This window comes from Sodalis sp. RH15, from assembly GCF_047324255.1.
GTDB lineage: Bacteria > Pseudomonadota > Gammaproteobacteria > Enterobacterales > Enterobacteriaceae > Acerihabitans > Acerihabitans ligni.
Window position 1 is genome coordinate 1,409,882 of record NZ_CP178738.1, and the last position, 26,191, is coordinate 1,436,072.

The following is a 26,191-nucleotide window of genomic DNA, read 5'->3' on the forward strand; positions in this document are numbered from 1 at the left end:
GCCGGATTAATGATGCAATGACGGTCTAAGCATATGCCGCATGCCTGAGTGCTTATATGATTAAATATTGATTAACTTAAGGTGGCGTTGACGCACGGCAATGGCAAAAGTTACTGTTCGCTAGCAGATACAATTAAACGGCATTCTCTTTTAAAGGGTAATACCTGGGGTATTTACTCCTCAGAAAACGTTTATTAAAAACCATACTGGATAAGGATGCCATATTTATGCTTACCGCGGATAAGACTCAATCACCTGCATTAATTTCTGTAAGTAATGATAGTAAAGAAATTAATGCTAGGTTGCCATTTTTAGAAGAAATAAATTCTATAAAAAATATATCAAATAGCAAAATAATTGCTAATGACACTGCTGTCGACCTCCCCTTTGACAATGAAGCAACAGCTGGGACCGGTGAAAATACTACTTCATTCGATAACTCGCCTTCCGCGGGGAGCGCTGGTTCTGGTGGAACACGAGGGTTCTCATGGGGAGTAAAAATATTCTCTTTATTGACGGCTATTTTCGGCGGGGGGAAGTTTATCCATTATATGCGCAGCGGCGATGGGAAGCCGCACGGTAAAAAATGGTTTTCCGAATTGCCCCCTGAAGAGTATATGAAGGCGAAAAAAATTAATGCTATTGTTAGAAATAATTCAATAGGTTTGCCGATTTATTCCACGCCGCGTAATATGAATATTTCCGAAGCGTTATTAAGGACCCTTATCTCTATCAGGTTGTCGCCGGATATTTACGGCCAAGCGTCGATATTTCCCACGGGGATGAGTCATGCCGGACAGGCGATGGGACTTGAAAAAAATAATGATGGCTATGCCTTTGAAGATACCCCCCTTGATGCACATACGCTTCGCAAGCAGCCACTGGGTCCGGAGGCCGCGATTGAGGGTGGATATTGGATAATGACCAAAAGGACGACGGCAACCAAACCGCTAATGCGTCATTCCAAGCGGAAGAAAAGAGAGGTTGTGCAAAATTTTTCGAAATTCAATCTTCCTGCTTGCGTCATTGACAACCATTTCCGAGAATATTGGGTCGATTTATTGACCAATATTGAAAAATATTATGATATTAACCAAATGCTCACCAAAACAGCCGGAAATCGGGAGCGTTTACAACCCTCTAATCTATTACCCGATGGTGAGCTATCTACCGATACATCATTGGATGGATATCAAAAAAAAAGTGAAAGGAACCGATGGCTGCATACTTTCGGTATTTCCAATGAGTACTTGTCTGCAAATGCTAATCTGACTATTAATTTTATAGATATAATGCTAAGCGATATTATACAGAGGGATTACGGCCTCTCCCTAACCTCACAAGATCTTGATAAGCTGTTAACTATTGATATTATCTATACTAAAAAAGTTGGGGAATTAGAACCCCATAAATATATTGCTCATGGTGAGTATTCGCTCAGGAAAATCCTTTTACGAGAACCATTTAAAGTTTTATTAAAGCCAAATGAATCAGAATATACGCACCTTACTATACTCAGAACTAATATCAAAGAATCTGATAAGAAAGATTTCATATCTTATCTGGAATTTATAGTAAATGGCGAACCCTCCAACATAACTGCTGAAATCGAAAGGTTGTTAACTTTTTTTTCAACCAGTGAGGACATTAACGACACTTATATTACCATGGCAAAAGATCGGTTAGCCATTGCGTTATTTAGTCTTATGACCAATGACACAGATAGCACATTAAGAAACATTATTGAATTATGGATGGATGGTTCGATTAAAGAAAAATTGGTGGGTTTTGTCAGCCCGGAGGGACAATTCATGGTGCCGGGAATTGTCGCTATTACTCAACCGACTGGAGGATTAATGATATCTCTGGCCACAGGCGCAATTTATCTCTGGACCCCTGATGACGCCTCGGCGGCACTCAAAAATTTTATCGCCGGTCACCTTTCGCTACAGCATAAGGCCTGGCTGGAATCCGTCATCCTGACACCGAAAATAGATATGAAGGCATGTGCTATAAAACCTCCGCTCCTCTTAATGGACGCAAAAGATCTTTGGGCCGATTTAAAAGCTCTTGAGATTGAAAAGCTGGGGGAACATCTGAGCTATCATCCCCTCTTTAGTACTGGTCCCGAAAAATCTGTTCCTGCGGAGCAGGCGTCACAGCGTTTGCTGGCCTCCGGCAACGCTTTATCGCTGCTGGCCTTCTTTTTTACCGGCGGGACATCCGCAGGTTGTGCCGCCATGATGTTAAGCAACGTCGTGACGGGAACCGGTAGCGCATTATATCTCTACCAAGCAGTTAACGCGCAGGACCTGCAAAAACGCAAGGAGGCTTGGAAATCGGCAATGCTAGGCATCATGATCATCGGCTTGTCCGGTACGACCGATATCTATAGTTTAATAAAAGCCTCAGGTTACCACGGATACAAGCTAATGCATGAGGCGGCGACCCAGTTGCGAGATGTACTAACGTTATCTGATTCCAACAGTGTCGCTAAGGCTTTTGTCAAAGGGGGGGCTCGCGTGCGGGCAATCATGTTGGTGGAGGCCCTGATTAAGGAAAACGTCGGTCAGCTGGAAATATTGGGTCAAAACAGCGTCGGGGTAATGTCAAAGGTTTTGCAGATTTGTGGCCGTATAGATGCCCACCAATCCCGGCTATTGAGTGAAAAATCTTTTATTGCCGAAATTTTCAGTCAAATAAGAAGTATACATGATAAGGCTTCATTGGCCTCTATCCCAGCCGGCTATGAGCTGATTTTGCTTGATAACGAAACTAATAAATCAAGCTTGATGCTGCTTTCTCTTGGCAATGACAGATTTGCGGGATTTGATATAAAAAGCCTGACTCAGCCAGCAATATTTTCTTCTCATAAAGGGTGGCAAGTGGTCAGTAGTGATGATTTTATTTTTGACAAAAACAGCGTTATGTTAAACGACGGCAGCACTGCAACTCTATATGCTGAAGATTTGCATGGTGCGTCATTGGCAACTCTCGGTGATGATATGACTCGTCATGAAAGTGAACTGGCCACAAAATTACGGCGTTATTGTAATAGATTCAAATTTGACGGAAATACAATAAACATGTTTAGCGGGGTCGAACGCTTTGCTTATAACAATGGATTTTATAATATACGCTATCGCGCCTTATTTATTTTCGATCCTGTTATGGAAAGTCAGACAGTCCGACATTATGTTCTGGTAGCTACGCATGCGGAGGTAACGTACATCATAGAACCCAATGCTGAAAAAATTCGTTATATCAATATTCCCGATATTGAGGATGTAATGATTTTAACAGAAGATAGATGGAGGAAGTGTTTTGAAAAATCAAGATCTAGGGCCTTGATTACTTATAAGGATTTCCTCACGGAACAAAGTGCCAGAGATTATTATCACAACTTTAATATTAAGGAGAGCTCTGAACATATATTGCTGTCACCGGCAGGTTTTGTTGAGTTGGAAGAATCGTCTGCCCCTGTCACGTTTCCATTGTTTTTATCATATTATGAAGGCATGGGGCAACAATTATTGCTGCAGAAGAAAATTCGTAACAGTATTATCAAAGATAGGAAATCAAGAAGCAGTTACGAATTCATAATGTCGCTATTAAAAGCAACCGGCACGATTTCGGCCGGCCGGAAAGACGATTTAGTAAACTTCTACCATGAGCATCCGCAGGAAGCGTTGCTCGAGGTTATAGACAGTCCCAAACAAATAAGAACATTTCGCGATATGTTATGTGTGGAACCGGGCAAACTGGTTCGCTTTACCAATTTGAATGACAGTTCAGTTTTTCATTTGATGATAAGCCTTGGTAACGGCAGGTTTGCCGGTATGAACAATAATTTACTGGATTCGACCTTGAGTAGCGAAAAGCGCATTCTTATCGCAGAACAGCTAGGATTATTCCGGGATGATGTTTTATGTTCATTTGATAAACTTACTTCTTTCATCATTGAAAAGGGTGATTTGCCGCATTCATCACCACCACGGAAATGTTTGATGGATATCGCCACAGAAACTATTCATGAGACCATTAGTGAGAAAAGCAGTACTCATTTTGCTCTGGAATTTTTAGTCGCCGCCCAACAATTGGTCCCTCAGCAGGCTGATGCATTGGAACGATTGGTTATGTTGATAACCGGAAAATTAGATGGCGAGAAGATATCAATAATAAAATTGAATAAATTTTTAATTATCGATAAATATATAGATAACAATGCTGAGCTGAAAAATATTGCTGAATGTAAACTCGTGGTTTTTTATACGGAAGATAAACATTTTCATACGATGGTCAGCCTTGGTGACAATCAATTTTTAGGAATAAATAACCATATCATTAATAATGAAATTAATAGAAATCAAATGATAATTTCCTCTCAAGAGATGGGGGAAATTATCGCCGGCAAGAGATTCAACAATCAAAATGTCTTCAAGGTCATAGTGGGTGATGTTAATTTAGAAAAAACGAGAATCTCAGCTTTGTTAGGTCCGGATGGGCGCATCGAGTATGTTCGTTATGGGTTAAATGATCTGCAAATGGAAATCAAGGCACATGGTGCTTTGGCCAGCATCAATCACTATGACGCGATAGAACTTGCGGATATTATTGCTGGCATACACCGTTCAATGTACCCGGAGCAATCCCTCAAGCGTCTCGAACTTATATCATGCTTCGGAGCGTTGGGGGGCAGGCGATCGTCCGCTCAAATCATTTCCGATCGCCTGGGCGCCAACGTTTTAAGCTATAAAGGTATTGTTACTGACAGTAAATCCCGCAATCGAGGATCGGGGGTTATGTTTGAGCCGCATGTGGGTTACGGCATTGAAAGATTGCGGGAAGATGAACGTTGGCATCGGAGAATTCATAATTTTATTGAAAATGTATTAGGTCTGTTCGGCCATCTGCCGTTTAGGCGCCACGGCAGGGCGATCGGTGAAAATATTCCCTTCGCCATGGTGGTCATTGATGTCCTGCATTTTCTGCGCAAGGAGATTAGCGCCGAAACGCTTATGCGCCTTTATCCCGGCCTGATGTCTGAGAAGTCACTGAGCGAGGCCGGTTTGCTGGCTAACCCCGTTAGTCAGGAAGAAGCGCTGATAGCCGCCTTGTTGACCATTTTTTATGGTAACAGCAATATAACCAATGCCATGGATGCCTATATTTTGGCCGGCGAATATCAAAATCAGTCTTCAGGGTCGGTGGTGAGGTACGGTGAAAATTTACTTCAACCGCTATATTGGGAAGATATCGTACCCGAGCTGGCGACATTCCGGCAATTACCGGCCGTGATTGTTGAAAATGATTTGTTAGGCGGAAGCAATATTTATATTTCCATGAAAAATGATGATGATAATCTGCAGGAATATATGATCCGCGTCGGTAGCAAATGCAATAATAGAAGACTATGGCCACTTTTACTCGCGAATTTTTTCAGTGAACAGCCGGGTTCTTTCCCGGTTATGGCCGGCCTGAAGGAGCAGGATATCTTGAGAATGGGATTCGATTTTACCCATTTTCATTTTTACCTGAATTCGTGGTTCAGGAATGATTTCAGCCTGCAGATAGATATGCCCCCCCCTGAGATAAGCCCCGAATCCTGCCGGCCGGCCGACTATGTCCATTTCAGCGGAAGGGGACGAAAGACAGATACCCGGGAAGATATCGGGTTGGGCCATTCTTTGCTTTTGGAGCAGGATGGGAGGCTGGCATTGCAGCTGAAAGATACATTGTCCGTGGAACGTCCGGCCGGCCTCGGTGATAGCGGCCAACCGCCGGCTAATGCCTCCCCATTGCTGTCCATGCCGAGAGTGGTGATGACCCTGGTGGAAAATGACGAAAGATTGATCATGCTGCAGAGAAATATTCCCACGGAAATTTTATCAAATAACGGGGAAATCGCTTTTTTTATTGCCGGGGAAATTAATAAATATACCCGAAGCATTAAAGTAGGCGTCAAAAATAGTGAGAATATCCTACCCACAAAATCAAACGTAGCAAACTCTGTCTATAGCGATCCCGTGGCTCTGCAAAAAAGCTGGATATTGGTCAATTTGATTCATAACGATTAGCTTATACCCGTCATACTTTAAGTGGCAGGTGTGTTGGCAATATTCGGCTCATCCATGGGCCTCGCCCCTTCGGGGCCGCTGCAAGCAGCGCTCCCGCAACTCGAATGATTTAGGGCAAATAGTGATTGCTCACTCCACCAGGCTGCAAAAAAATACCCGGCCGCGACGGGCCGGGTAGTCGGGATCAATGCAAAGGGGATTAACGCTGTGCCTTGCTGATTTCGCCTGCCAGATAGTCGACGATGTCGCTGATTTTTATCATTTGTTTCTCACCGGCGCCGCGGTGTTTATATTCAACCTCTTCGCTGTCGAGGTTGCGATCGCCGATAACAACGGTATGCGGAATTCCAATCAGCTCCATATCGGCGAACATGACACCCGGCCGTTCCTTGCGGTCGTCCAGCAGCACCTCGATGCCTTTGGCGCGCAGCTTCTCGTACAGCCCCTCGGCCGCATCCTTGACCCGGAAGGATTTATGCATGTTCATCGGCAAGATGGCGACATGAAACGGCGCAATGGCTTCAGGCCATAAAATACCGCGCTCATCATGGTTTTGCTCAATGGCGGCGGCCACCACGCGGGTCACCCCGATACCGTAACAACCCATGGTTAGCGTTTGGTTGCGTCCGTCTTCTCCCTGTACCGTGGCTTTCATCGCGTCGGAATACTTGGTGCCGAGCTGGAAGATATGCCCAACTTCAATACCGCGTTTAATGAGCAGCGTGCCCTTGCCGTCCGGGCTGGCATCTCCCTCCGCCACTTTCCGCAAATCGGCAACCTGGGGCAGCGGCAGATCCCGCTGCCAGTTGATGCCGAAATAGTGCTTGCCGTCGATGTTGGCGCCGGCGCCGAAATCACTCATGGCCGCTACGCTGCGATCGATGACCAGCGGCAGCGGCAAATTCACCGGCCCCAGGGAACCGGGACCGGCGCCAATGGCGGCGCGGATCTCTTCTTCAGCGGCGAATTCCAGCGGACTGGCCACCAGGGGATGTTTCTCAGCCTTGATTTCATTGAGCTGATGATCGCCCCGCACCAGCAGCGCCACCAGTGGATAACCGGAATCTTCCCGGCCATGGACAATCAGGGTCTTGACGGTTTTTTCCACGGGTAAAGCGAACTGTTCCACCAGCTGTGCGATGGTTTTGGCGTCGGGCGTGTCAACCAGGCGCAATTCCTCGGCGGCTTCGCCACGAGGGGTAGCCGGCGCCACGGCTTCCGCCAGTTCGATATTGGCGGCGTAGTCAGAACCGCTGGAAAAGACGATATCGTCCTCGCCGCTGTCCGCCAGCACCTGAAACTCATGGGAGGCGCTGCCGCCAATGGAACCGGTATCTGCCTGTACCGCGCGGAAGTTCAGGCCCATGCGGGTGAATATCGCGCTGTAGGCTTGATACATCGCATCATAGGTGGCCTGCAGGGATTCCTGTGTGGTATGGAACGAATAGGCATCCTTCATCACAAATTCCCGTGAGCGCATCACGCCGAAGCGCGGGCGGACTTCGTCGCGGAATTTGGTCTGGATCTGATAAAAGTTCAGCGGCAGCTGTTTATAGGAGCTGATTTCATTGCGGACCAGATCGGTGATAACCTCTTCATGGGTCGGGCCGAGCACGAACGGCCGCTCGCCGCGATCGTTGAAGCGCAGCAGCTCGGGGCCGTACTGCATCCAGCGACCGCTTTCCTGCCAGAGGTCCGCCGGCTGGACCACCGGCATGGATATCTCAATGGCCCCGGCCCTGTCCATCTCCTCGCGCACAATGTTTTCAACCTTGCGCAAAACCCGCAGCCCGGTGGGTAACCAGGTATAAAGGCCCGAGGCCAGCTTGCGGATCATGCCGGCGCGCAGCATCAATTGATGGCTAATGACTTCAGCGTCGGCGGGAGTCTCCTTAAGGGTGGAGAGTAGATATTGGCTAGTACGCATAATAATCAGGTTCCAAAAGGACGGCTAAACGCCATGGCTGCATCACGGCAGCGAAATATAAAAAGTGGCTTAGTTTACCAGTGCCGGCGGGCGGTCAAAAGAGACAGGACAAAAAATTAACCAAAAGCGTCTATTTTTTATTGAAGTTGTTTTGCTTTGAGGTATCGGCCAAGGAGCGTGGCGCCGTACGTAAGTGACCCTTCAGCCGACCGCGGGCGGAGGGGAATTCATGGCGGCGGCATCTTCAATGGCAATGACCTCGGCGATGTTGCCGGTGACGCGCCAGCGGATATTGAATTCCATAAGCCGTACCGCATAGGTCTGCTCGCCGCCGTGAGTTTTACGATAGGCCGGGCGGGGATCCTGCGCCAGTACATCGCTGATGAAACGCCGCAAATGCGGATAACGGGGGACAAGAGCCTCTATCCGTGCGGCCGCGCCGAGGGAAAAGTCCACCCCCATGTCAGCGGCGGGAATCTGTTGGGCAAAGCCCGCCCGAGCCGACGGGATGCTCTCCGCGTAGGGTAAATAGGGTTTGATGTCCACTACCGGGGTACCGTCCACTAGGTCCAGGCTGCCCAGTTCAAGCACCACTTCGGTTTTGAAAATGCGCACGGCGTTTAAGGCCACCAGGGACATGCCGATGGCATTGGGCCGGAAGGTGGAACGGGTCGCGAAGACGCCGATCCGGCTGTTGCCGCCCAGGCGCGGCGGGCGCACAGTGGGATGCCAGCCTTGCCCCATGGTTTGGTTGAAGATAAACAGCAACCAGATATGGCTGAACGCATCCAGGCCGCGTACCGCTTCCGGCTGATTATAAGGCGCCAGTAAATGCAGCTCGCCGGTGCCGTCCGGCACCAGACCCGGCTGCCGGGGTACCGCGAATTTTTCTTTATAATGCGAGCGAATTACGCCGATTTGGCTAAGGCCGAACTCGCTCATTGCGTCACTTTAAGCGCCGTACCCTGGCAGACCGCTTGCGCGTAGCATCCGGCCACCGACCTGACCATTTCGCATTGGTGCAACAGCACGGCGTTGCCCTTCATACGGGCTGCCCGGACCTGCATGTCCTTGCGAGCCGCGGCGATACTCGGCGGCGGATCCTGCAGATTGACCTGGCAGGTGGAACCATAGACTTCCCCTAAATCACGGAAGGGCTTGCCCACCAATTCTTCCGCGGATTTGTATAATTTTGCCGGCAGCGGGCGCACTGCGGGTTTGTGGCTCGTCAAGGGACTACTAAACGGCGTGATGGCGGTATGTTGATTTGCGGTTGATGACGCGGGCGAATGTATCCATGAACATCCTGTCAGCGAGAGCACCAAGATACATCCTGGTAAGGCACGCATACGTTTTCCTCGGATTGGAGTTGTTATTTAACTGGCGCTATTGAATCAATGTACGGCCAAAATAACAAGGCGGGCCGAAGCCCGTCTTGATAAAAGCGCACTAAAGTGACAAAAAAATTTTACCAGCCTTTCACCGCACCGCCATTAAAGATTTTATTGGCCGCGTCGTTAACTTCATCGGACTCATAGGCCTGAACGAATTTTTTGACGTTTTCCGCGTTTTTATTATCTTCCCGGGCCACGATCAGATTGACATAGGGAGACTCTTTATCTTCCACAAACAGCCCGTCCTTGGTGGGGGTCAGGCCGATCTGGCTGGCATAAGTAGTATTAATGATGGCCAGGGCGATCTGCTGGTCGTCAAGGGAACGAGGCAACTGCGGCGCTTCCAATTCCACCAGCTTCAGGTTTTTCGGATTTCCCACGACATCCAATACGGTGGGTTGCAGGCCGGTGCCGTCTTTCAATGTAATAAGCCCGACTTTTTGCAGCAGCAGCAAGGAACGGCCCAGGTTGGTGGGATCGTTAGGCAGCGCTACCTGTGAGCCGTCCTTCAATTCACTAAGGGATTTTATCTGTTTTGAATAGCCGGCGATGGGGTAGACAAAGGTATTACCTACCGGAACCAGCTTATAGCCGCGATCCTTGATTTGCTGATCCAGATAAGGTTTATGCTGGAAAGCATTGGCATCGATATCCCCTTTGCTCAGCGCCTCGTTAGGCAACACGTAATCATTGAAGGTCACCAGTTCCACGTCAAGGCCGTATTTCTCTTTAGCGACTTTCTGCGCGACTTCCGCCACCTGCTGTTCCGCGCCGACGATGACCCCGACCTTGATATGGTTCGGATCTTTCTTGTCCTGCCCGCAAGCAGTCAACGCCAATGCGCCTACCAAAGCGCCAACGGTTGCCAGGGTCCTGAAATTAAAAGACATATCCCTTTCCTCTTATGGGTTGATTATTATTTCATTGAAGCGCCGGCATGGCGGCTTCATTTTTTTAAAGACTATCATTTACTTATGAGTAACCGCTTTAACGATTTTATCGCCGCTGATTTGTATCAAAAACACCAGGACAACCAGTAAAATCAGTACGGTATTCATCACCGTGGCGTTATAACCGATATAGCCGTATTGGATACCGATTTGCCCAAGTCCGCCTGCGCCCACGGCGCCGCCCATGGCAGAATAGCCCACCAGGGTAATCAGCGTAATGGTGGCGGCGTTAACCAGCCCGGGCAGAGCCTCGGGTAATAAAACCTTGCGGATGATTTGCATCGGCGTCGCGCCCATGGCGCGGGAGGCTTCAATAAGCCCGGTGGGTATTTCCAGCAGCGCATTTTCCACCATACGGGCAATAAAAGGCGCGGCGCCGACGGTTAACGGCACGATGGCCGCCTGCAGTCCGATGGACGTGCCGACGATCATGCGGGTAAAGGGGATCATCCAGACCAGTAAAATAATAAACGGAATAGACCGGAAGATATTCACTATCGCGGAAGTGGTTCGGTAAAGCCTGGGATTTTCGATGATCTGCCCGGGGCGGCTGGTATAAAGTAAAACGCCGATGGGCAATCCCACCACAAAACCAAAGAAACCGGAAACAAAGGTCATCGCCAGCGTCTCCCAGATCCCTTTGGCAAACAGCCCTAACATGGCTTCAGACATACCCTAATACCTCCACCTTAACGTGCTGTTCCTGCAAAAAAGCGATGGCGGCACGGGAGTTTTCCGCATCACCCGCCATCTCCGCCAGCATAATGCCGAATTTAACCCCGCCGGCGTAATCCATCTGGGCGCTGATGATATTGTTATTGACATTGAAGCGCCTGGCGGCTTCGGACAACAGCGGCGCATCCACCGACTGGCCGGTAAACTCCAACTGCAGGATGGGAATTTTCCCCTCGGCGGGCTGGGGCGACATCCGCTGCAAATAGTCCTCCGGAATATCGAGGTGCAGGGTAGAGCGGATAAACTGCTGCGCCAGCGGCGTTTTCGGATGGGAAAACATTTCGCTCACCGTATCTTGTTCTATAAGTTCTCCCTGGCTGATGACCGCGACCTGATCACAGATGCGTTTCACCACGTCCATCTCGTGAGTAATTAATAAAATGGTCAATCCCAGCCGGCGATTAATATCCTTTAATAATGCCAAAATCGAACGGGTGGTAGCCGGATCCAATGCGCTGGTGGCTTCGTCGCATAGCAGGACTTTGGGATTACTGGCCAGGGCGCGGGCGATGGCTACCCGCTGCTTCTGGCCGCCGGACAGATTAGCGGGATAGGCATCGGCTTTATCTTCCAGTCCCACCAAGGCCAACAGCTCCGCAACACGTTTTTTGATGTCGTTTTTCGGCAGGTTGTCCAACTCCAGCGGCAGGGCGATATTGCCCGAAACCGTACGGGAAGAAAGCAGATTGAAATGTTGAAAAATCATGCCCATTTGCCGGCGGGCAATGATGAGCTGCCGCTCCGATAGGGTGGTCAGATCCTGTCCGTCCACCAATACCGAACCGCTGGTGGGACGTTCCAACAGGTTTACGCAGCGGATCAAGGTACTTTTGCCGGCGCCGGATGCGCCGATAACCCCGTATATCTGGCCGGCGGTCACGTGCAGGCTGACATCAGACAATGCGGCTATGGTCTGCGTTCCCTGGATAAAGTGCTTAGTAATATGAGAGAGTTTAATCATATTTTTTATTGTAAACAGTTACCTGTGGCAAGGATGAAATTATGTTATTAACGCCAACGGGTGCTAATGGGGTGGATGTTAGGGCGTCTAGACGTCTAAGTCAACCAGGATTCATTTTCTAGGTTTTCCACTGTCTAAAACGTGCGATACTACCCGCTGTTTATATCCTCAGGAGCCAATCAGTGGCACAGCTTGTTCCCGCAATATTTTTAGACCGCGACGGTACCATTAATGTCGATCACGGTTACGTATTTGAGATCGATGATTTTCAGTTTATTGATGGTGCTATCGAAGCCATGCAGGAACTGAAAAAAATGGGTTTTGCCCTGGTGGTGGTGACTAACCAGGCCGGCATCGCCCGCGGCAAATTCACCGAAGACCAATTTATGCGCTTGACCGAATGGATGGATTGGTCGCTGGCGGATCGCGAAGTGGAATTGGACGGTATCTATTTTTGCCCGCACCATCCGGACGTTGGTGAAGGCGAATATCGTCAGGATTGCGACTGCCGCAAACCCAAACCCGGGATGTTGCTGGATGCGCAAAAATTTCTGCACATCGATATGGCCGCTTCTTATATGGTGGGCGACTCAGCCAAGGATATGCTGGCTGGCCGGGCGGCGGGCGTCGGCACCACTGTCTTGGTGCGTACCGGCAAGCCGCTTGATGAAGAGGGCCAAAAGCTGGCGGATTGGGTCATTGACAGCCTGGCGCAACTGCCGGACGCGATAAAACGGCAGTCGGCAAGGGCATAACGGGCAAATTTTGACCGATCAAAAAAAATTTGACGATATTCGCTTGCCATTTCACAGCACCCCCCTATAATGCGCCTCCATCGACCGGGACTGTGAGCAGCTTCACAAGGACCGAAAACGAGTCAGAAGCAAGCCTGACGGGCTTGACACTGATAGGGGAAAGCGTAATATACGCCACCTCGCGCCAGACTGAATCATAGCGGCGCACGCTCTTTAACAATTTATCAGACAATCTGTGTGGGCACTCACAAGACCGTATCGAAACACAACAATACAAGTCTTGAAGAGTGACAAACAGTTAATTCAAAAGATTAACCAGATGAAATCTTTGAGCATCAAGCTTTTAATTGAAGAGTTTGATCATGGCTCAGATTGAACGCTGGCGGCAGGCCTAACACATGCAAGTCGAGCGGCAGCGGAAAGTAGCTTGCTACTTTGCCGGCGAGCGGCGGACGGGTGAGTAATGTCTGGGGATCTGCCCGATGGAGGGGGATAACTACTGGAAACGGTAGCTAATACCGCATAACGTCGCAAGACCAAAGTGGGGGACCTTAGGGCCTCACGCCATCGGATGAACCCAGATGGGATTAGCTAGTAGGTGGGGTAACGGCTCACCTAGGCGACGATCCCTAGCTGGTCTGAGAGGATGACCAGCCACACTGGAACTGAGACACGGTCCAGACTCCTACGGGAGGCAGCAGTGGGGAATATTGCACAATGGGCGCAAGCCTGATGCAGCCATGCCGCGTGTGTGAAGAAGGCCTTCGGGTTGTAAAGCACTTTCAGCGGGGAGGAAGGGGTTGGGTTTAATAGATTCAATCATTGACGTTACCCGCAGAAGAAGCACCGGCTAACTCCGTGCCAGCAGCCGCGGTAATACGGAGGGTGCGAGCGTTAATCGGAATTACTGGGCGTAAAGCGTACGCAGGCGGTTTGTTAAGTCAGATGTGAAATCCCCGAGCTTAACTCGGGAACTGCATTTGAAACTGGCAGGCTAGAGTCTCGTAGAGGGGGGTAGAATTCCAGGTGTAGCGGTGAAATGCGTAGAGATCTGGAGGAATACCGGTGGCGAAGGCGGCCCCCTGGACGAAGACTGACGCTCAGGTACGAAAGCGTGGGGAGCAAACAGGATTAGATACCCTGGTAGTCCACGCTGTAAACGATGTCGATTTGAAGGTTGTGGCCTTGAGCCGTGGCTTTCGGAGCTAACGCGTTAAATCGACCGCCTGGGGAGTACGGCCGCAAGGTTAAAACTCAAATGAATTGACGGGGGCCCGCACAAGCGGTGGAGCATGTGGTTTAATTCGATGCAACGCGAAGAACCTTACCTACTCTTGACATCCAGAGAAGACTTCAGAGATGAGGTTGTGCCTTCGGGAACTCTGAGACAGGTGCTGCATGGCTGTCGTCAGCTCGTGTTGTGAAATGTTGGGTTAAGTCCCGCAACGAGCGCAACCCTTATCCTTTGTTGCCAGCACGTCATGGTGGGAACTCAAAGGAGACTGCCGGTGACAAACCGGAGGAAGGTGGGGATGACGTCAAGTCATCATGGCCCTTACGAGTAGGGCTACACACGTGCTACAATGGCGCATACAAAGAGAAGCGAACTCGCGAGAGTAAGCGGACCTCACAAAGTGCGTCGTAGTCCGGATTGGAGTCTGCAACTCGACTCCATGAAGTCGGAATCGCTAGTAATCGTGGATCAGAATGCCACGGTGAATACGTTCCCGGGCCTTGTACACACCGCCCGTCACACCATGGGAGTGGGTTGCAAAAGAAGTAGGTAGCTTAACCTTCGGGAGGGCGCTTACCACTTTGTGATTCATGACTGGGGTGAAGTCGTAACAAGGTAACCGTAGGGGAACCTGCGGTTGGATCACCTCCTTACCGAAAGATGCGCGTCAAGTGACGTGTCCACACAGATTGTCTGATAGAAGTGATGAGCAAACAGCTCGTATGGTTTACACGTGAAGCCCGGCTTCGCACGTGCAAGGCATCGTCCGATGATAGGAGAGCAACGCGATGCGTTGTTCGACTAGAAAGAGGTCGCTTACTTTCATTAATGAAAGTTTCGCCTTACACGGAAAAGCAACGCGGTGCGTTGCAAGCATTTTCCGTGTCCCCTTCGTCTAGTGGCCTAGGACACTGCCCTTTCACGGCGGTAACAGGGGTTCGAACCCCCTAGGGGACGCCAAACAGCCTACGTGTCTGATAAATTTCAGAGCGCATTTGAAAGAGTGCGCTGCGAAATACTGCTCTTTAACAATCCGGAACAAGCTGAAAATTTGAAAAAACATGCTGAGCAAAATCAGTATGCGAGTCTCTCAAAGCAAGCAAACCTGAGACATCTTAGGGTTGTGAGGTTAAGTGACTAAGCGTACACGGTGGATGCCTAGGCAGTCAGAGGCGATGAAGGACGTGCTAATCTGCGAAAAGCGTCGGTAAGCTGATATGAAGCGTTATTAGCCGGCGATGTCCGAATGGGGAAACCCAGTGCAATTCGTTGCACTATCATTGCGTGAATCCATAGCGCAATGAGGCGAACCGGGGGAACTGAAACATCTCAGTACCCCGAGGAAAAGAAATCAACCGAGATTCCCCCAGTAGCGGCGAGCGAACGGGGAACAGCCCAGAACCACCATCAGCTTTTGCATCAGGAGAACGGTCTGGAAAGTCCGGCGACAGAGGGTGATAGCCCCGTATCCGAAGGTGCAGGAGTTGTGGGTTCGATGAGTAGGGCGGGACACGTGATATCCTGTCTGAAGATGGGGGGACCATCCTCCAAGGCTAAATACTCCTGACTGACCGATAGTGAACCAGTACCGTGAGGGAAAGGCGAAAAGAACCCCGGCGAGGGGAGTGAAACAGAACCTGAAACCGTGTACGTACAAGCAGTGGGAGCCTTGAGAAATTGGGGTGACTGCGTACCTTTTGTATAATGGGTCAGCGACTTATATTCTGTAGCAAGGTTAACCGAATAGGGGAGCCGTAGGGAAACCGAGTCTTAACTGGGCGTGTAGTTGCAGGGTATAGACCCGAAACCCGGTGATCTAGCCATGGGCAGGTTGAAGGTTGGGTAACACTAACTGGAGGACCGAACCGACTAATGTTGAAAAATTAGCGGATGACTTGTGGCTGGGGGTGAAAGGCCAATCAAACCGGGAGATAGCTGGTTCTCCCCGAAAGCTATTTAGGTAGCGCCTCGTGAATTCATCTTCGGGGGTAGAGCACTGTTTCGGCTAGGGGTCCACCCCGGATTACCAACCCGATGCAAACTGCGAATACCGAAGAATGTTATCACGGGAGACACACGGCGGGTGCTAACGTCCGTCGTGAAGAGGGAAACAACCCAGACCGCCGGCTAAGGTCCCAAAGTCATGGTTAAGTGGGAAACGATGTGGGAAGGCATAGACAGCCAGGATGTTGGCTTAGAAGCAGCCATCATTTAAAGAAAGCGTAATAGCTCACTGGTCGAGTCGGCCTGCGCGGAAGATGTAACGGGGCTAAACCATGCACCGAAGCCGCGGCAGCGATACCTTCGGGTATTGTTGGGTAGGGGAGCGTTCTGTAAGCCTGAGAAGGTGGCCTGTGAGGGTTGCTGGAGGTATCAGAAGTGCGAATGCTGACATAAGTAACGATAAAGCGGGTGAAAAGCCCGCTCGCCGGAAGACCAAGGGTTCCTGTTCAACGTTAATCGGAGCAGGGTGAGTCGACCCCTAAGGCGAGGCCGAAAGGCGTAGTCGATGGGAAACAGGTTAATATTCCTGTACTGGGTGTGACTGCGAAGGGGGGACGGAGAAAGCTAGACCGGCCGGGCGACGGTTGTCCCGGTTCAAGCGTGCAGGTGGAGAGGACAGGAAAATCCGTTCTCTTATAACACTGAGGCGTGATGACGAGCCACTACGGTGGTGAAGGGGTTGATGCTACGCTTCCAGGAAAAGCCTCTAAGCACCAGGTCACATCGAATCGTACCCCAAACCGACACAGGTGGTCAGGTAGAGAATACCGAGGCGCTTGAGAGAACTCGGGTGAAGGAACTAGGCAAAATGGTGCCGTAACTTCGGGAGAAGGCACGCTGGCATTAGGTGGAGGAACTTGCTTCCCGAGCTGAAGCCAGTCGCAGATACCAGCTGGCTGCAACTGTTTATTAAAAACACAGCACTGTGCAAACACGAAAGTGGACGTATACGGTGTGACGCCTGCCCGGTGCCGGAAGGTTAATTGATGGGGTTATCCGCAAGGAGAAGCTCTTGATCGAAGCCCCGGTAAACGGCGGCCGTAACTATAACGGTCCTAAGGTAGCGAAATTCCTTGTCGGGTAAGTTCCGACCTGCACGAATGGCGTAATGATGGCCAGGCTGTCTCCACCCGAGACTCAGTGAAATTGAACTCGCTGTGAAGATGCAGTGTACCCGCGGCAAGACGGAAAGACCCCGTGAACCTTTACTATAGCTTGACACTGAACATTGAGCCTTGATGTGTAGGATAGGTGGGAGGCTTAGAAGTAGGGACGCCAGTCCTTATGGAGCCAACCTTGAAATACCACCCTTTAATGTTTGATGTTCTAACTCCGGCCCGTAATCCGGGTCGAGGACAGTGTCTGGTGGGTAGTTTGACTGGGGCGGTCTCCTCCTAAAGAGTAACGGAGGAGCACGAAGGTTAGCTAATCACGGTCGGACATCGTGAGGTTAGTGCAAAGGCATAAGCTAGCTTGACTGCGAGAGTGACGGCTCGAGCAGGTGCGAAAGCAGGTCTTAGTGATCCGGTGGTTCTGAATGGAAGGGCCATCGCTCAACGGATAAAAGGTACTCCGGGGATAACAGGCTGATACCGCCCAAGAGTTCATATCGACGGCGGTGTTTGGCACCTCGATGTCGGCTCATCACATCCTGGGGCTGAAGTAGGTCCCAAGGGTATGGCTGTTCGCCATTTAAAGTGGTACGCGAGCTGGGTTTAGAACGTCGTGAGACAGTTCGGTCCCTATCTGCCGTGGGCGTTGGAAGATTGAGAGGGGCTGCTCCTAGTACGAGAGGACCGGAGTGGACGCACCACTGGTGTTCGGGTTGTCATGCCAATGGCATTGCCCGGTAGCTACGTGCGGAAGAGATAACCGCTGAAAGCATCTAAGCGGGAAACTTGCCTCGAGATGAGTCTTCCCTGTGGCTTTAAGCCACCTGAAGGGACGTTAAAGACGATGACGTTGATAGGTCGGGTGTGTAAGCGCAGCGATGCGTTGAGCTAACCGATACTAATGACCCGTGAGACTTAACCTTACAACACCTAAGGTGTTTGGGCTGTGAGAGCGTTGTCCGCAAGGGCGATGAGAGAATTTTCAGCGACTGTTCCGGATAAAGGCCAATGGTCATCGTTGAAAGATGACGGTTGGATAGCGAATTTGCCTGGCGGCACTAGCGCGGTGGTCCCACCTGACCCCATGCCGAACTCAGCAGTGAAACGCCGTAGCGCCGATGGTAGTGTGGGGTCTCCCCATGCGAGAGTAGGGAACTGCCAGGCATCCATTAAGGCCGATACCTCGAGTGTAACGAGAGGCGTCGTGAAGTAAACCCTGGCAGTTCGCTACTCGAGTAAGAGAGTAGGACAACCGGCTTTGCCGGTTGAACGAAGCCGAAGGCGCCGGCCCGCAGGGTGCCCGCCGCAGGCGGGCATCAACTGCCAGGCATCCAATTGAACGAAGCCCTCTGTGAAAACAGAGGGCTTTTTTCTGCCTGTCGAACTGGCATTTCGCTACTCAAGGGCTTTTTAATGTCTATCATATCAATCAATACGGTGTTGGGCTGGGGCTGACATTGTCGTCAGCCGGTCTCGAACCTGTCTGATGTCTCTTACCGGGGGAGCGCCGAACATGCGGCTATACTCCCGTGTGAATTGCGGCACGCTTTCATAACCCACTTCATAAGCCACATGGCTAGGAAGTTTTCCGTCGGCCAGCATGATCCTGCGCGCCTCGATCAGCCGCAGCTGCTTTTGGAACTGGAGGGGTGACAAGGAGGTTACGGTTCGAAAATGTTGATGAAAACTGGAAATGCTCATACCGGCCGCTTGCGCCAGGCGTTCTACCCGAAGGGGGTGTGAGAACTCCTCACGAATGATAGCCACGGCTTTGCTTATCCGTTGAGCATGGCTTTGCGCGACGCCAAGCGCCCGTATAGATGCCCCGTGATGTCCCACTAACAGCCAATAATGCATTTCACGTATCAACTGCGACTGAAGGAGAGGCAGGGCCTCAGGGCGTTCAAGTAATCGCATCAGACGCAGCGCCGCATCGGCGACTTCATTCTCTGTCGCGGCGACTCTGACCGGAAAGTTCTTACTGTCGCGGGCAGCGTTCATCTCCATGGCCAGCGTCTCAATCACCGCCGGATCAAATTCAAGTACCAGTGAATAGTAAGGCACACCAAGGCTCGCCTTGGTGATCTGGCTTATCGTGGGTACATGGGCGGCGATGACTAATGAATCCCCTTCACCGAAACTGAATGATCGGCTTCCCGTTGTGACACGTTTTCCGCCTTGCAGCACCAGTGCCGCCAATGGGCGGGAGATTGCGTATTGCAGTTCGCTGGGCATAGTTGCGCGTATAACGCTCAGGCCCGGAATCGGCGTACGGGCCACGCCGCTTGAATCTGCATGGGTATCCGCATATCGCCCTACAGCGCTCAGCAAAGAATGGTTCATGCTTTCCACAAGACTAAACCAAAAGGAGGAATCATCCCAACATACCCAGAATGAAGCCGCTTGCAAACTATTTGGAGAATCAGGCAAGTATAAACACGATTCTGGCAACCACGCGCAACCAATCCGGGCCAACATGTTCTCTGTCAGCGCAACCTTCCCATTAAGCGTTTAAACGAGGAAATAACGATGAGTAAAATCACAATCGTAACCGGCGCCAGCCGCGGGATTGGCCGTAATACAGCCCTTGGCATCGCCCGGAACGGCGGCGACGTTGTGCTCACTTACCGGAGCAGCCGGGCAGAGGCCATGGCTGTGGTGGCTGAAATCCGGGCCTTGGGCCGCCAGGCCGTTGCTTTACAGCTTGATGTCGGCAATGTATCCACCTTCCCGGCATTCGTTGAGCAACTGCGCGCGGTACTCAACGAAACCTGGCGGCGCGAAAGTTTCGACCATCTGGTCAACAACGCCGGCCATGGTGATATGGCCCTGATTGCCGAGATGGACGAAGATTCATTCGACAAACTGGTGAATGTCCACTTCAAAGGCGTGTTTTTCCTTACCCAGAAACTCCTGCCGCTTATCGGCGACGGCGGCCGCATCGTGAATATTTCTTCCGGACTGACCCGCGTGTCCGCCGAAGGCTGGTCGGCATATGCCGCCGTCAAGGGAGCCATTGAAGTTCTTACCGTCTATATGGCGAAGGAACTGGGCAGTCGCCGCATCGCAGTCAATACCGTGGCGCCGGGAGCGATTGAGACGGATTTTTTGGGCGGCGCCGTCCGGGATACGCCGGAGTACAACCGGTTCTTTGCCGGCATGACCGCGCTTGGCCGCGTTGGGGTGGCGGACGATATCGGCCCGATGATCGCCGGGCTGCTGGGTGAGGATAGTCGCTGGATCAATGCTCAACGCATTGAAGTATCCGGTGGCCAGGGTATTTGAAGCGCAAGGGATAGGGGAGGGAATATCAAGGAAGAAATCGGAACATGCCATCCCTGGCTTGAGACAGTGTACCAAAAAGCGTCCAAAGACGTTTCAACGTTGTTCAAATCTGGTTGTCCCAGGCGGCGAGCTGATGCGCTTTAAGCATATCCTCCACCGCCTGGGGCACGACGTTGCGAAACTTGCCCGTATCGGCGGGGACGATTTCAATCATGCGATCAATCATCTCCTGGGCGTCGAAGTGGCCGAAGGGCGACGCCAGCTCTTCATCGAACTGCGTGCGCAGATCGGCGCGTTTGGTGACATTTTTCCCGTCGTCGAGCCAGCGGAATGCCGTGTCGGCCATGGTCTCGTTAAAGCCGGTATAAAAAGCGCCGGGATTGATGGTTTGAACCTTGATGCCATGACCGGCCAATTCCTGCTGCATGGCTTCGGCAACCGATTCCAGCGCATGCTTGGTGGCGGCGTACACGCCCCATTTGGCCGGGGAAAACAGCCCGCTCATCGATGAGGTAAAGACCACCTTCCCCTGTTTATTCTGCTCGATCCACTTTTTGACGAAAGCCTGCGTCAGGGTGAGCGGAAGAAAAACGTTGATTTCGAAGTTCCGGCGAACGAGATCGAGCGGGATCTCGAAAACCGGCCCGCCTTCTCCCATGCCGGCATTGTTCCAAAGCACGTCGATATCCCAGCGCTGGGCAAAAGCCATGTCATAGGGATCGCACAGATCAAGCTTCTCGACCCGCAGGTTCGGGAGGCCGAGGGCCTTGGCCTTCTCCCGCAGCGGTGTGACCTGCGGCGAAAGCTGCGCAGTGGCGATGACATTATGTCCGTTGCGGGCCAGGCCGATGGCGGCCGCTTCGCCGAAACCCGAGCCGGCGCCGGTAATAAGGATGGTCTTGATCATGCTAGGTACTCCCTAAAGATATGGATGAGATCATGGGCGGGGCCATGACGTTGATCGGCTTGAATGCTATATCCAACATTTGTTGGTTTAAAAACTAACATATGTTGGATTTTGATGCAATAGCCTTTAAACGAAAATTTTTTCGCAACAATGACCCTATCGGGAGACGCATAAGGGGGGAACGCCGTCGGTAAACCAGGAATGGGGGACGGGAAATTAATCGCTGAGATAATAAAGCGTATAGCCGGTAGCTGCGCCGGCCACATCCCAGGCAAAGTCTTTCCAGCTCCATCCGGTGCCGGCGGCGCGGCTGTCGAAGCCCTCTTTGGCGGCGCCAAGAGAGATGGAAAAAGCAAAACCGATATTACGGCTACGGGCCGGTGAAGCGTTTTGATGCTCCGCTACGGCGCCGCCCGCCATGGCGAGCGCGGCGGAGGCGGCAAAATGCACCGTTTTATCCTGCCCGGTCCAAGTATCCTGCGCCATATGGGCGCAGGCGGTGCACCCTATCAACGGCAGCAACACCGAGAATTTCCACGCATTGCCGATACGCGTTTGCAGCATTATTTCCTCATAAGCTATCGGCATCAGCCGGCTGAACAGCGAGATCCCGACGGCCGCGTTAAGGGGGGGCCGCTTTTGGGAGATGACATGTCACAGGATTCGGCTGATGAGACGATCGATACGGATGCGGCGTAAACGACGAATCAGCTTACGCACTTTTATTGGGTAATCGCCGATTCTATCCAGCTCGGTAAAATGCTTTATGACCTGGGTATGGGTACGGATCAGATGGAGTTCATGCTCCCGTTGCTCCCGCAATGATTGCAGGGGATCATGGATCAGCAGCGCATTCTCCAAATCCAGCCGCCAGGCGCGGGGATTGAGGTTATTGCCGGTGAGCAATTGCCATTCATCATCGACCCACATCCCTTTCAGATGATAGCTGTTGTCACCGTCTTTCCATAAGCGCACCACAAGCTGGCCATTATCCACATAGCGCTGCAGGCGTCCGAGGAAGCGGCGCAAATTGATTTCGTACAGATAAGGCAACGCGCCGATAATCTTAAAGGGCTGATCTTCCGGGATATAAAAATCATTGGCGGTTTTATCGCCGACAATGATTTCCACCTGTTTGTTCTGGCGCAGCAGAGAGATAATGTTCCTGACCAATAAGGCGGGCATATTGAAATAGGGTGTACACATTATGAGCTTGCTGTCGGTACAAGACATCAAATGGTGGATGGTCTTGTTCAGCGGGCTTCTCTTACCCAGCCCTACCAGCGGGGTCACGGCCAGCTGCCGGTCAGAGGCCGTGCCGGGGTAGGAGTAGGCCGCATCCCGCAGGGATTGACGAAACAGCCGGGTATCGTTGCGAATTTCTATGCTTTTGGGCCGATCGGGATTATCCAGCCGGTTTACTGCGGGGGCGGTTAACAGCCGCTGCTTGAGATAATCCAGCATGCTATCGGCCAGAACCGGGTTGTTGATAATCTGATAGCGATCGTAGCGGTACTTGTCCAACTGGTGCAGGTAAACGTCATTAAGGCTGGCGCCGCTGTAGATAACGGTATCGTCGATGATAAAGCCTTTTAAATGCAGCACGCCCAAAGCTTCACGGGTATTCACCGGTACGCCGAATATCGGCACCGAAATATCGGGGTGTTCTTTCGCCAGGCGGCAGTACCAATCGGCATTGGTATTCGCCGCCGCGACGCCGATGCGCCCGCGCTGTGCCCGATGCCAATCCACCAGTACGCAGACCTCCAATTCCGGATATTGCTGCCTGGCCCGGTACAGGGCCGAGAGAACGGCATCGCCGCCTTCATCTTGTTCAAGGTAGAGCGCCACCAGATAAATACGCCGCCGGGCTCCCTTAATGGCATTCAACAGGGCGATACGGAATTCTTCTGGACTGGATAGCGTTTTTACATCTTCAACCGTCTGGGGAATTTTTGGCAGTTGTGCAAGGTGTTGTTGGTGTTTGGTACGTCTAAAGTTTGACAACATCACAGTGCGCTTCTTCTCTTGTCATCGTATGGTGGAATGACCATATGCAAAACATAATTATGCGGAATCTGCCATAATAACATTACTTTCAGCCGTTGTGGCCTTGTTTCGCCTCAGGTTGATTAGCCCTTGAGGTAATTTTGTCCGTCGCGGCAGGAGATTCGGCTGTTAGCCTCAGCGATAAAGCGACGATGCCGTCCTCTAACTGCAGCTTGACGGTAAACCCCAGCTTTTTCGCCAGCGCTATCATGCCCTGGTTGCTGGGCATGGTAATGGCGGTTAAACGATCAAGTCCGTGTTCCCGGGCATAGCCGATCATTTTTTCCAGCAGCAAGCGCCCCAGACCCAGTTTTTTCAGATCGGATCTCACCAGCACCGCGAATTCAGCGTCGATATTGTCAGGATCGGCAATGACCCGGGTAACGCCGACGATGGTTGATTCGAGGCCGTGACGTCTTACCGCGACAAAAGCCATTTCACGATCGTAGTCGATTTGGGTCATGTAAGCCAAATCTTCATGGGTAAATTCAGTGATCTCGCTGAAATAGCGATAGTAGAGATCTTCCGGCGTGACCTGGCCGATGAACTGTTTGAGCATGGGTTCGTCTTCCGGCAGGATGGGCCTGAGCAGGCAGCGTTCGCCGTTTTTCAGCAAAATCTCGGATTCAAGCTTTTGCGGATAGGGGCGGATGGCCAGGCGCGCTTCCGGATCGCCGCGGCATTCCGCCAACGTCAGGCTGACATCCAGCAAGGTCATATCGTCGCCGCAGGCCAGCAGGGGGTGGATATCGAGATGGACTATCTCGGGACAGTCCAGCAGGAGCGTGGATATCTTCACCAGCAGCTGGCTTAATGCGGCGACGTCCAGCGGGTAGAGCGGGCGCCGGTCGCGGATTGCGCCCTTTTTCAGCCCCTGCAATACCATATTATGCGCCAGGGCCATGTTCAGGGGCGGCAGCCCCACAGCCATCTGATCCGCCTGGCGCCACTCGCTTTCGCTTTCCCCCATCAGGATCAGCGGGCCGAACACCGGATCCTCCTCCACCAGGATCCGGAGTTCCAACGTGCCGGCGCGGTTGGCCATGCTTTGTACCAGCATACCGTCGATTCGCGCCTGGGGATAAGCCTGCGCGACCCGTTCAATCATGGCGTTGGCCGCCTGTTCTACCTCCCGGGCGTTGCGCAGGGAGAGCATGACGCCCTGTACGTCGGACTTGTGTGGGATATCCGGCGATCGCAGTTTAAGCGCCACCGGGTAACCTATCTTGTCGGCGATGGCAACCGCCTCGGCGCTGTCGCCGGCAATCCAGGTGGGCAGGGTAGCGATGCCGTAGGCTTCGACGATCGGCCTGATTTCATGGGTGGCCAGCTGAAAAACCCCTTCATCCAGCGCCTGGCGGATGAGCTCATGGGCCTGTGCGGTATCCGCCGCCAGGCTGACCGGCAATGCCGGCGTCTCCATAAGCTGCTTTTGGTTGCGGCGGTATTCCGCCATATGCATAAATGCGGTAACCGAACCTTCCGGCGTACGGTACGTGGGGAGCCCCGCCTCGGTAAAATGGCGCCTGGCGTCGCGGGAGGAGAATTCGCCGCTCCAGTTGGTCAGCACGGTAACCTGTTTGCCGCGGGGGTGCTGCTTGAACAGCTCGATAACCTGCAGCGCGGTTTCACTGCTGGGGGAGACGGCGCTGGGGGCGTGGAGGATCAGTACCGCGTCATAATCCCGGCTGTCCAGCAGGCACGATAGCGCCGCCCGGTAGCGGGCCGGATCGGCGTCGTCCCCTAAATCCAGCGGATTGGCGGCCGCGATTTGCGCCGGCAATACGCTTTGCAGCGCCTGGCGGCTGGCGGGACTCAATGTGGCCAGCTTGCCGTGCCGGCTGAGGAGTTCATCAAGCGCCAACGCCGCCGGCGCGATGCCGTTGCTGACTATCATCAGACGCTCGCCGCGCAGCGGACGCATGTGACTCAAGGTTTCCACCGCCGAGAACAGCTCATGGGTGTCCCGTACCCGCAGCATTCCGGCGCGCTGGATGGCGGCGTCATAGGCGGCGTCCCGGCCCTGGGGGTAATTCAGCAGCCGCTGCGCCTGCGGCGTACGGCCGCTCTTGATCACCAGAATGGGTTTATTGCGCGCCGCGCCGCGGGCGGCTGATAAGAAGCGCCGCGCGTCGCTCAGATGTTCAAGATGCAGCAGTATCGCGCTGGTTTTGCCGTCACGGGCCAGAAAGTCAAGCACATCGTCCACGTCGATATCGATGCTGTCCCCCAGGGCGATAAAATAGGAAAAGCCGATTTCCCGCTGCTGCGCCCAATCCATGATGGTGTTGGCCACTGCGGCGGATTGGGAAATAAAGGCCAGCTTGCCTTTGTGGATATGGATGGGCACCGGAGAGAAGCTGGCGTTAAGCCCTTGCCAGGGTGAAACCAGGCCCAGGCTGTTGGGACCGAGCAGGCGCATGCCGTAACGCTGGGCACAGGCTTTTAATTCGGCGAATTGTGCCAAAGGCGAGGAAAGGATAATCACGGTTTTGCAGCCGTGCCGCCCCAGTTCATCCAGCAGTCCTGGGTTACGGCGGGCGTGGGTGCAAATCACCGCCAGGTCCGGTATTAGCGGCAGGCTGGCGACGTCGGGGTAGCTCAATACACCGCAGACCGCCGAATATCGCGGCGTAACCGGCAGCACCGGGCCGCCGAATCCGCCGGCCAGTAAATTACGCATCATCAGGTAGCCGGCGCGTCCCGGCGTGTCCGACGCGCCCAGAACGGCAATGGATTTAGGCCTGAGCAGCGCGTCCAATCCTCGTTGACTCATTCGTTTCCCCTCCTGGCGCACTGGC

General features: G+C 52.3%; 14 protein-coding genes, 1 tRNA gene and 3 rRNA genes. 7 read left to right on the forward strand and 11 right to left on the reverse strand.

The features are described from left to right. The first annotated feature begins 227 nt into the window (after positions 1 to 227). A complete protein-coding gene (locus tag ACL2XO_RS06645; RefSeq protein ID WP_413742429.1) occupies positions 228 to 6,077 on the forward strand; it encodes a hypothetical protein in 5,850 nt (1,949 codons plus the stop codon). 199 nt (positions 6,078 to 6,276) lie between these two features. Here the strand turns inward: ACL2XO_RS06645 and proS are convergent, their stop codons facing one another. From proS to metN, 6 genes are all read right to left on the reverse strand, one after another. Continuing rightward, on the reverse strand, positions 6,277 to 8,004 hold the full coding sequence (gene proS, locus ACL2XO_RS06650) for a proline--tRNA ligase (RefSeq protein WP_413726707.1): 1,728 nt from the start codon (positions 8,002 to 8,004) through the stop codon (positions 6,277 to 6,279). 201 nt (positions 8,005 to 8,205) lie between these two features. Further along, the gene (tsaA, locus tag ACL2XO_RS06655) at positions 8,206 to 8,946 is read right to left on the reverse strand and encodes a tRNA (N6-threonylcarbamoyladenosine(37)-N6)-methyltransferase TrmO (RefSeq protein WP_413742430.1); all 741 of its coding nucleotides are present in this window, start codon (positions 8,944 to 8,946) and stop codon (positions 8,206 to 8,208) included. Further along, positions 8,943 to 9,353: an Rcs stress response system protein RcsF gene (gene rcsF, locus ACL2XO_RS06660; RefSeq protein ID WP_132923207.1), complete on the reverse strand. Its 411-nt coding sequence runs from the start codon at positions 9,351 to 9,353 to the stop codon at positions 8,943 to 8,945. The genes tsaA and rcsF overlap by 4 nt, the downstream gene beginning before the upstream one ends. 119 nt (positions 9,354 to 9,472) lie before the next feature. Next, complete coding sequence (locus tag ACL2XO_RS06665) at positions 9,473 to 10,288, reverse strand: MetQ/NlpA family lipoprotein (protein ID WP_132923206.1); 816 nt, start codon at positions 10,286 to 10,288, stop codon at positions 9,473 to 9,475. 78 nt (positions 10,289 to 10,366) lie between these two features. Next, positions 10,367 to 11,020 carry a methionine ABC transporter permease MetI gene (locus tag ACL2XO_RS06670; protein ID WP_132923205.1) on the reverse strand — a complete coding sequence of 218 codons (654 nt, stop codon included), beginning with the start codon at positions 11,018 to 11,020 and terminating at the stop codon, positions 10,367 to 10,369. After that, positions 11,013 to 12,044, reverse strand: a complete 1,032-nt coding sequence (gene metN, locus ACL2XO_RS06675) for a methionine ABC transporter ATP-binding protein MetN (protein WP_132923204.1) — start codon at positions 12,042 to 12,044, stop codon at positions 11,013 to 11,015. The genes ACL2XO_RS06670 and metN overlap by 8 nt, the downstream gene beginning before the upstream one ends. 182 nt (positions 12,045 to 12,226) lie before the next feature. Between metN and gmhB the strand changes: the two genes are divergently transcribed. From gmhB to rrf, 5 genes are all read left to right on the forward strand, one after another. Further along, positions 12,227 to 12,799: a D-glycero-beta-D-manno-heptose 1,7-bisphosphate 7-phosphatase gene (gene gmhB, locus ACL2XO_RS06680; RefSeq protein ID WP_132923203.1), complete on the forward strand. Its 573-nt coding sequence runs from the start codon at positions 12,227 to 12,229 to the stop codon at positions 12,797 to 12,799. 344 nt (positions 12,800 to 13,143) lie between these two features. Beyond that, positions 13,144 to 14,686, forward strand: a 16S ribosomal RNA gene (locus tag ACL2XO_RS06685). 231 nt (positions 14,687 to 14,917) lie between these two features. Next, positions 14,918 to 14,993 (forward strand) — tRNA-Glu (locus tag ACL2XO_RS06690). A gap of 167 nt (positions 14,994 to 15,160) precedes the next feature. Continuing rightward, positions 15,161 to 18,072, forward strand: a 23S ribosomal RNA gene (locus ACL2XO_RS06695). A gap of 125 nt (positions 18,073 to 18,197) precedes the next feature. Then, a 5S ribosomal RNA gene (gene rrf, locus ACL2XO_RS06700) occupies positions 18,198 to 18,313 on the forward strand. Together the 16S, 23S and 5S rRNA genes with 1 tRNA gene alongside form the textbook arrangement of a ribosomal RNA operon. Before the next feature lie 261 nt (positions 18,314 to 18,574). Here rrf and ACL2XO_RS06705 read toward each other — a convergent pair. Then, complete coding sequence (locus tag ACL2XO_RS06705; RefSeq protein WP_132923202.1) at positions 18,575 to 19,492, reverse strand: AraC family transcriptional regulator; 918 nt, start codon at positions 19,490 to 19,492, stop codon at positions 18,575 to 18,577. Positions 19,493 to 19,678: 186 nt separating this feature from the next. Between ACL2XO_RS06705 and ACL2XO_RS06710 the strand changes: the two genes are divergently transcribed. Continuing rightward, on the forward strand, positions 19,679 to 20,434 hold the full coding sequence (locus ACL2XO_RS06710; RefSeq protein ID WP_413742431.1) for an SDR family NAD(P)-dependent oxidoreductase: 756 nt from the start codon (positions 19,679 to 19,681) through the stop codon (positions 20,432 to 20,434). A gap of 103 nt (positions 20,435 to 20,537) precedes the next feature. Here ACL2XO_RS06710 and ACL2XO_RS06715 read toward each other — a convergent pair whose 3' ends face one another. The 4 genes from ACL2XO_RS06715 to ACL2XO_RS06730 all read right to left on the reverse strand — a co-directional run bounded on the left by ACL2XO_RS06715 (position 20,538) and on the right by ACL2XO_RS06730 (position 26,166). Beyond that, positions 20,538 to 21,341: an SDR family oxidoreductase gene (locus ACL2XO_RS06715; protein ID WP_413726711.1), complete on the reverse strand. Its 804-nt coding sequence runs from the start codon at positions 21,339 to 21,341 to the stop codon at positions 20,538 to 20,540. A gap of 216 nt (positions 21,342 to 21,557) precedes the next feature. Continuing rightward, positions 21,558 to 21,905, reverse strand: a complete 348-nt coding sequence (locus tag ACL2XO_RS06720) for a YfiM family lipoprotein (protein ID WP_132923199.1) — start codon at positions 21,903 to 21,905, stop codon at positions 21,558 to 21,560. Positions 21,906 to 21,995: 90 nt separating this feature from the next. Then, on the reverse strand, positions 21,996 to 23,351 hold the full coding sequence (gene pssA / locus ACL2XO_RS06725) for a CDP-diacylglycerol--serine O-phosphatidyltransferase (protein WP_203522647.1): 1,356 nt from the start codon (positions 23,349 to 23,351) through the stop codon (positions 21,996 to 21,998). A gap of 88 nt (positions 23,352 to 23,439) precedes the next feature. Then, positions 23,440 to 26,166, reverse strand: coding sequence for a bifunctional acetate--CoA ligase family protein/GNAT family N-acetyltransferase (locus tag ACL2XO_RS06730; RefSeq protein ID WP_413726712.1), 2,727 nt, complete (start codon positions 26,164 to 26,166; stop codon positions 23,440 to 23,442). Positions 26,167 to 26,191: the final 25 nt, after the last annotated feature.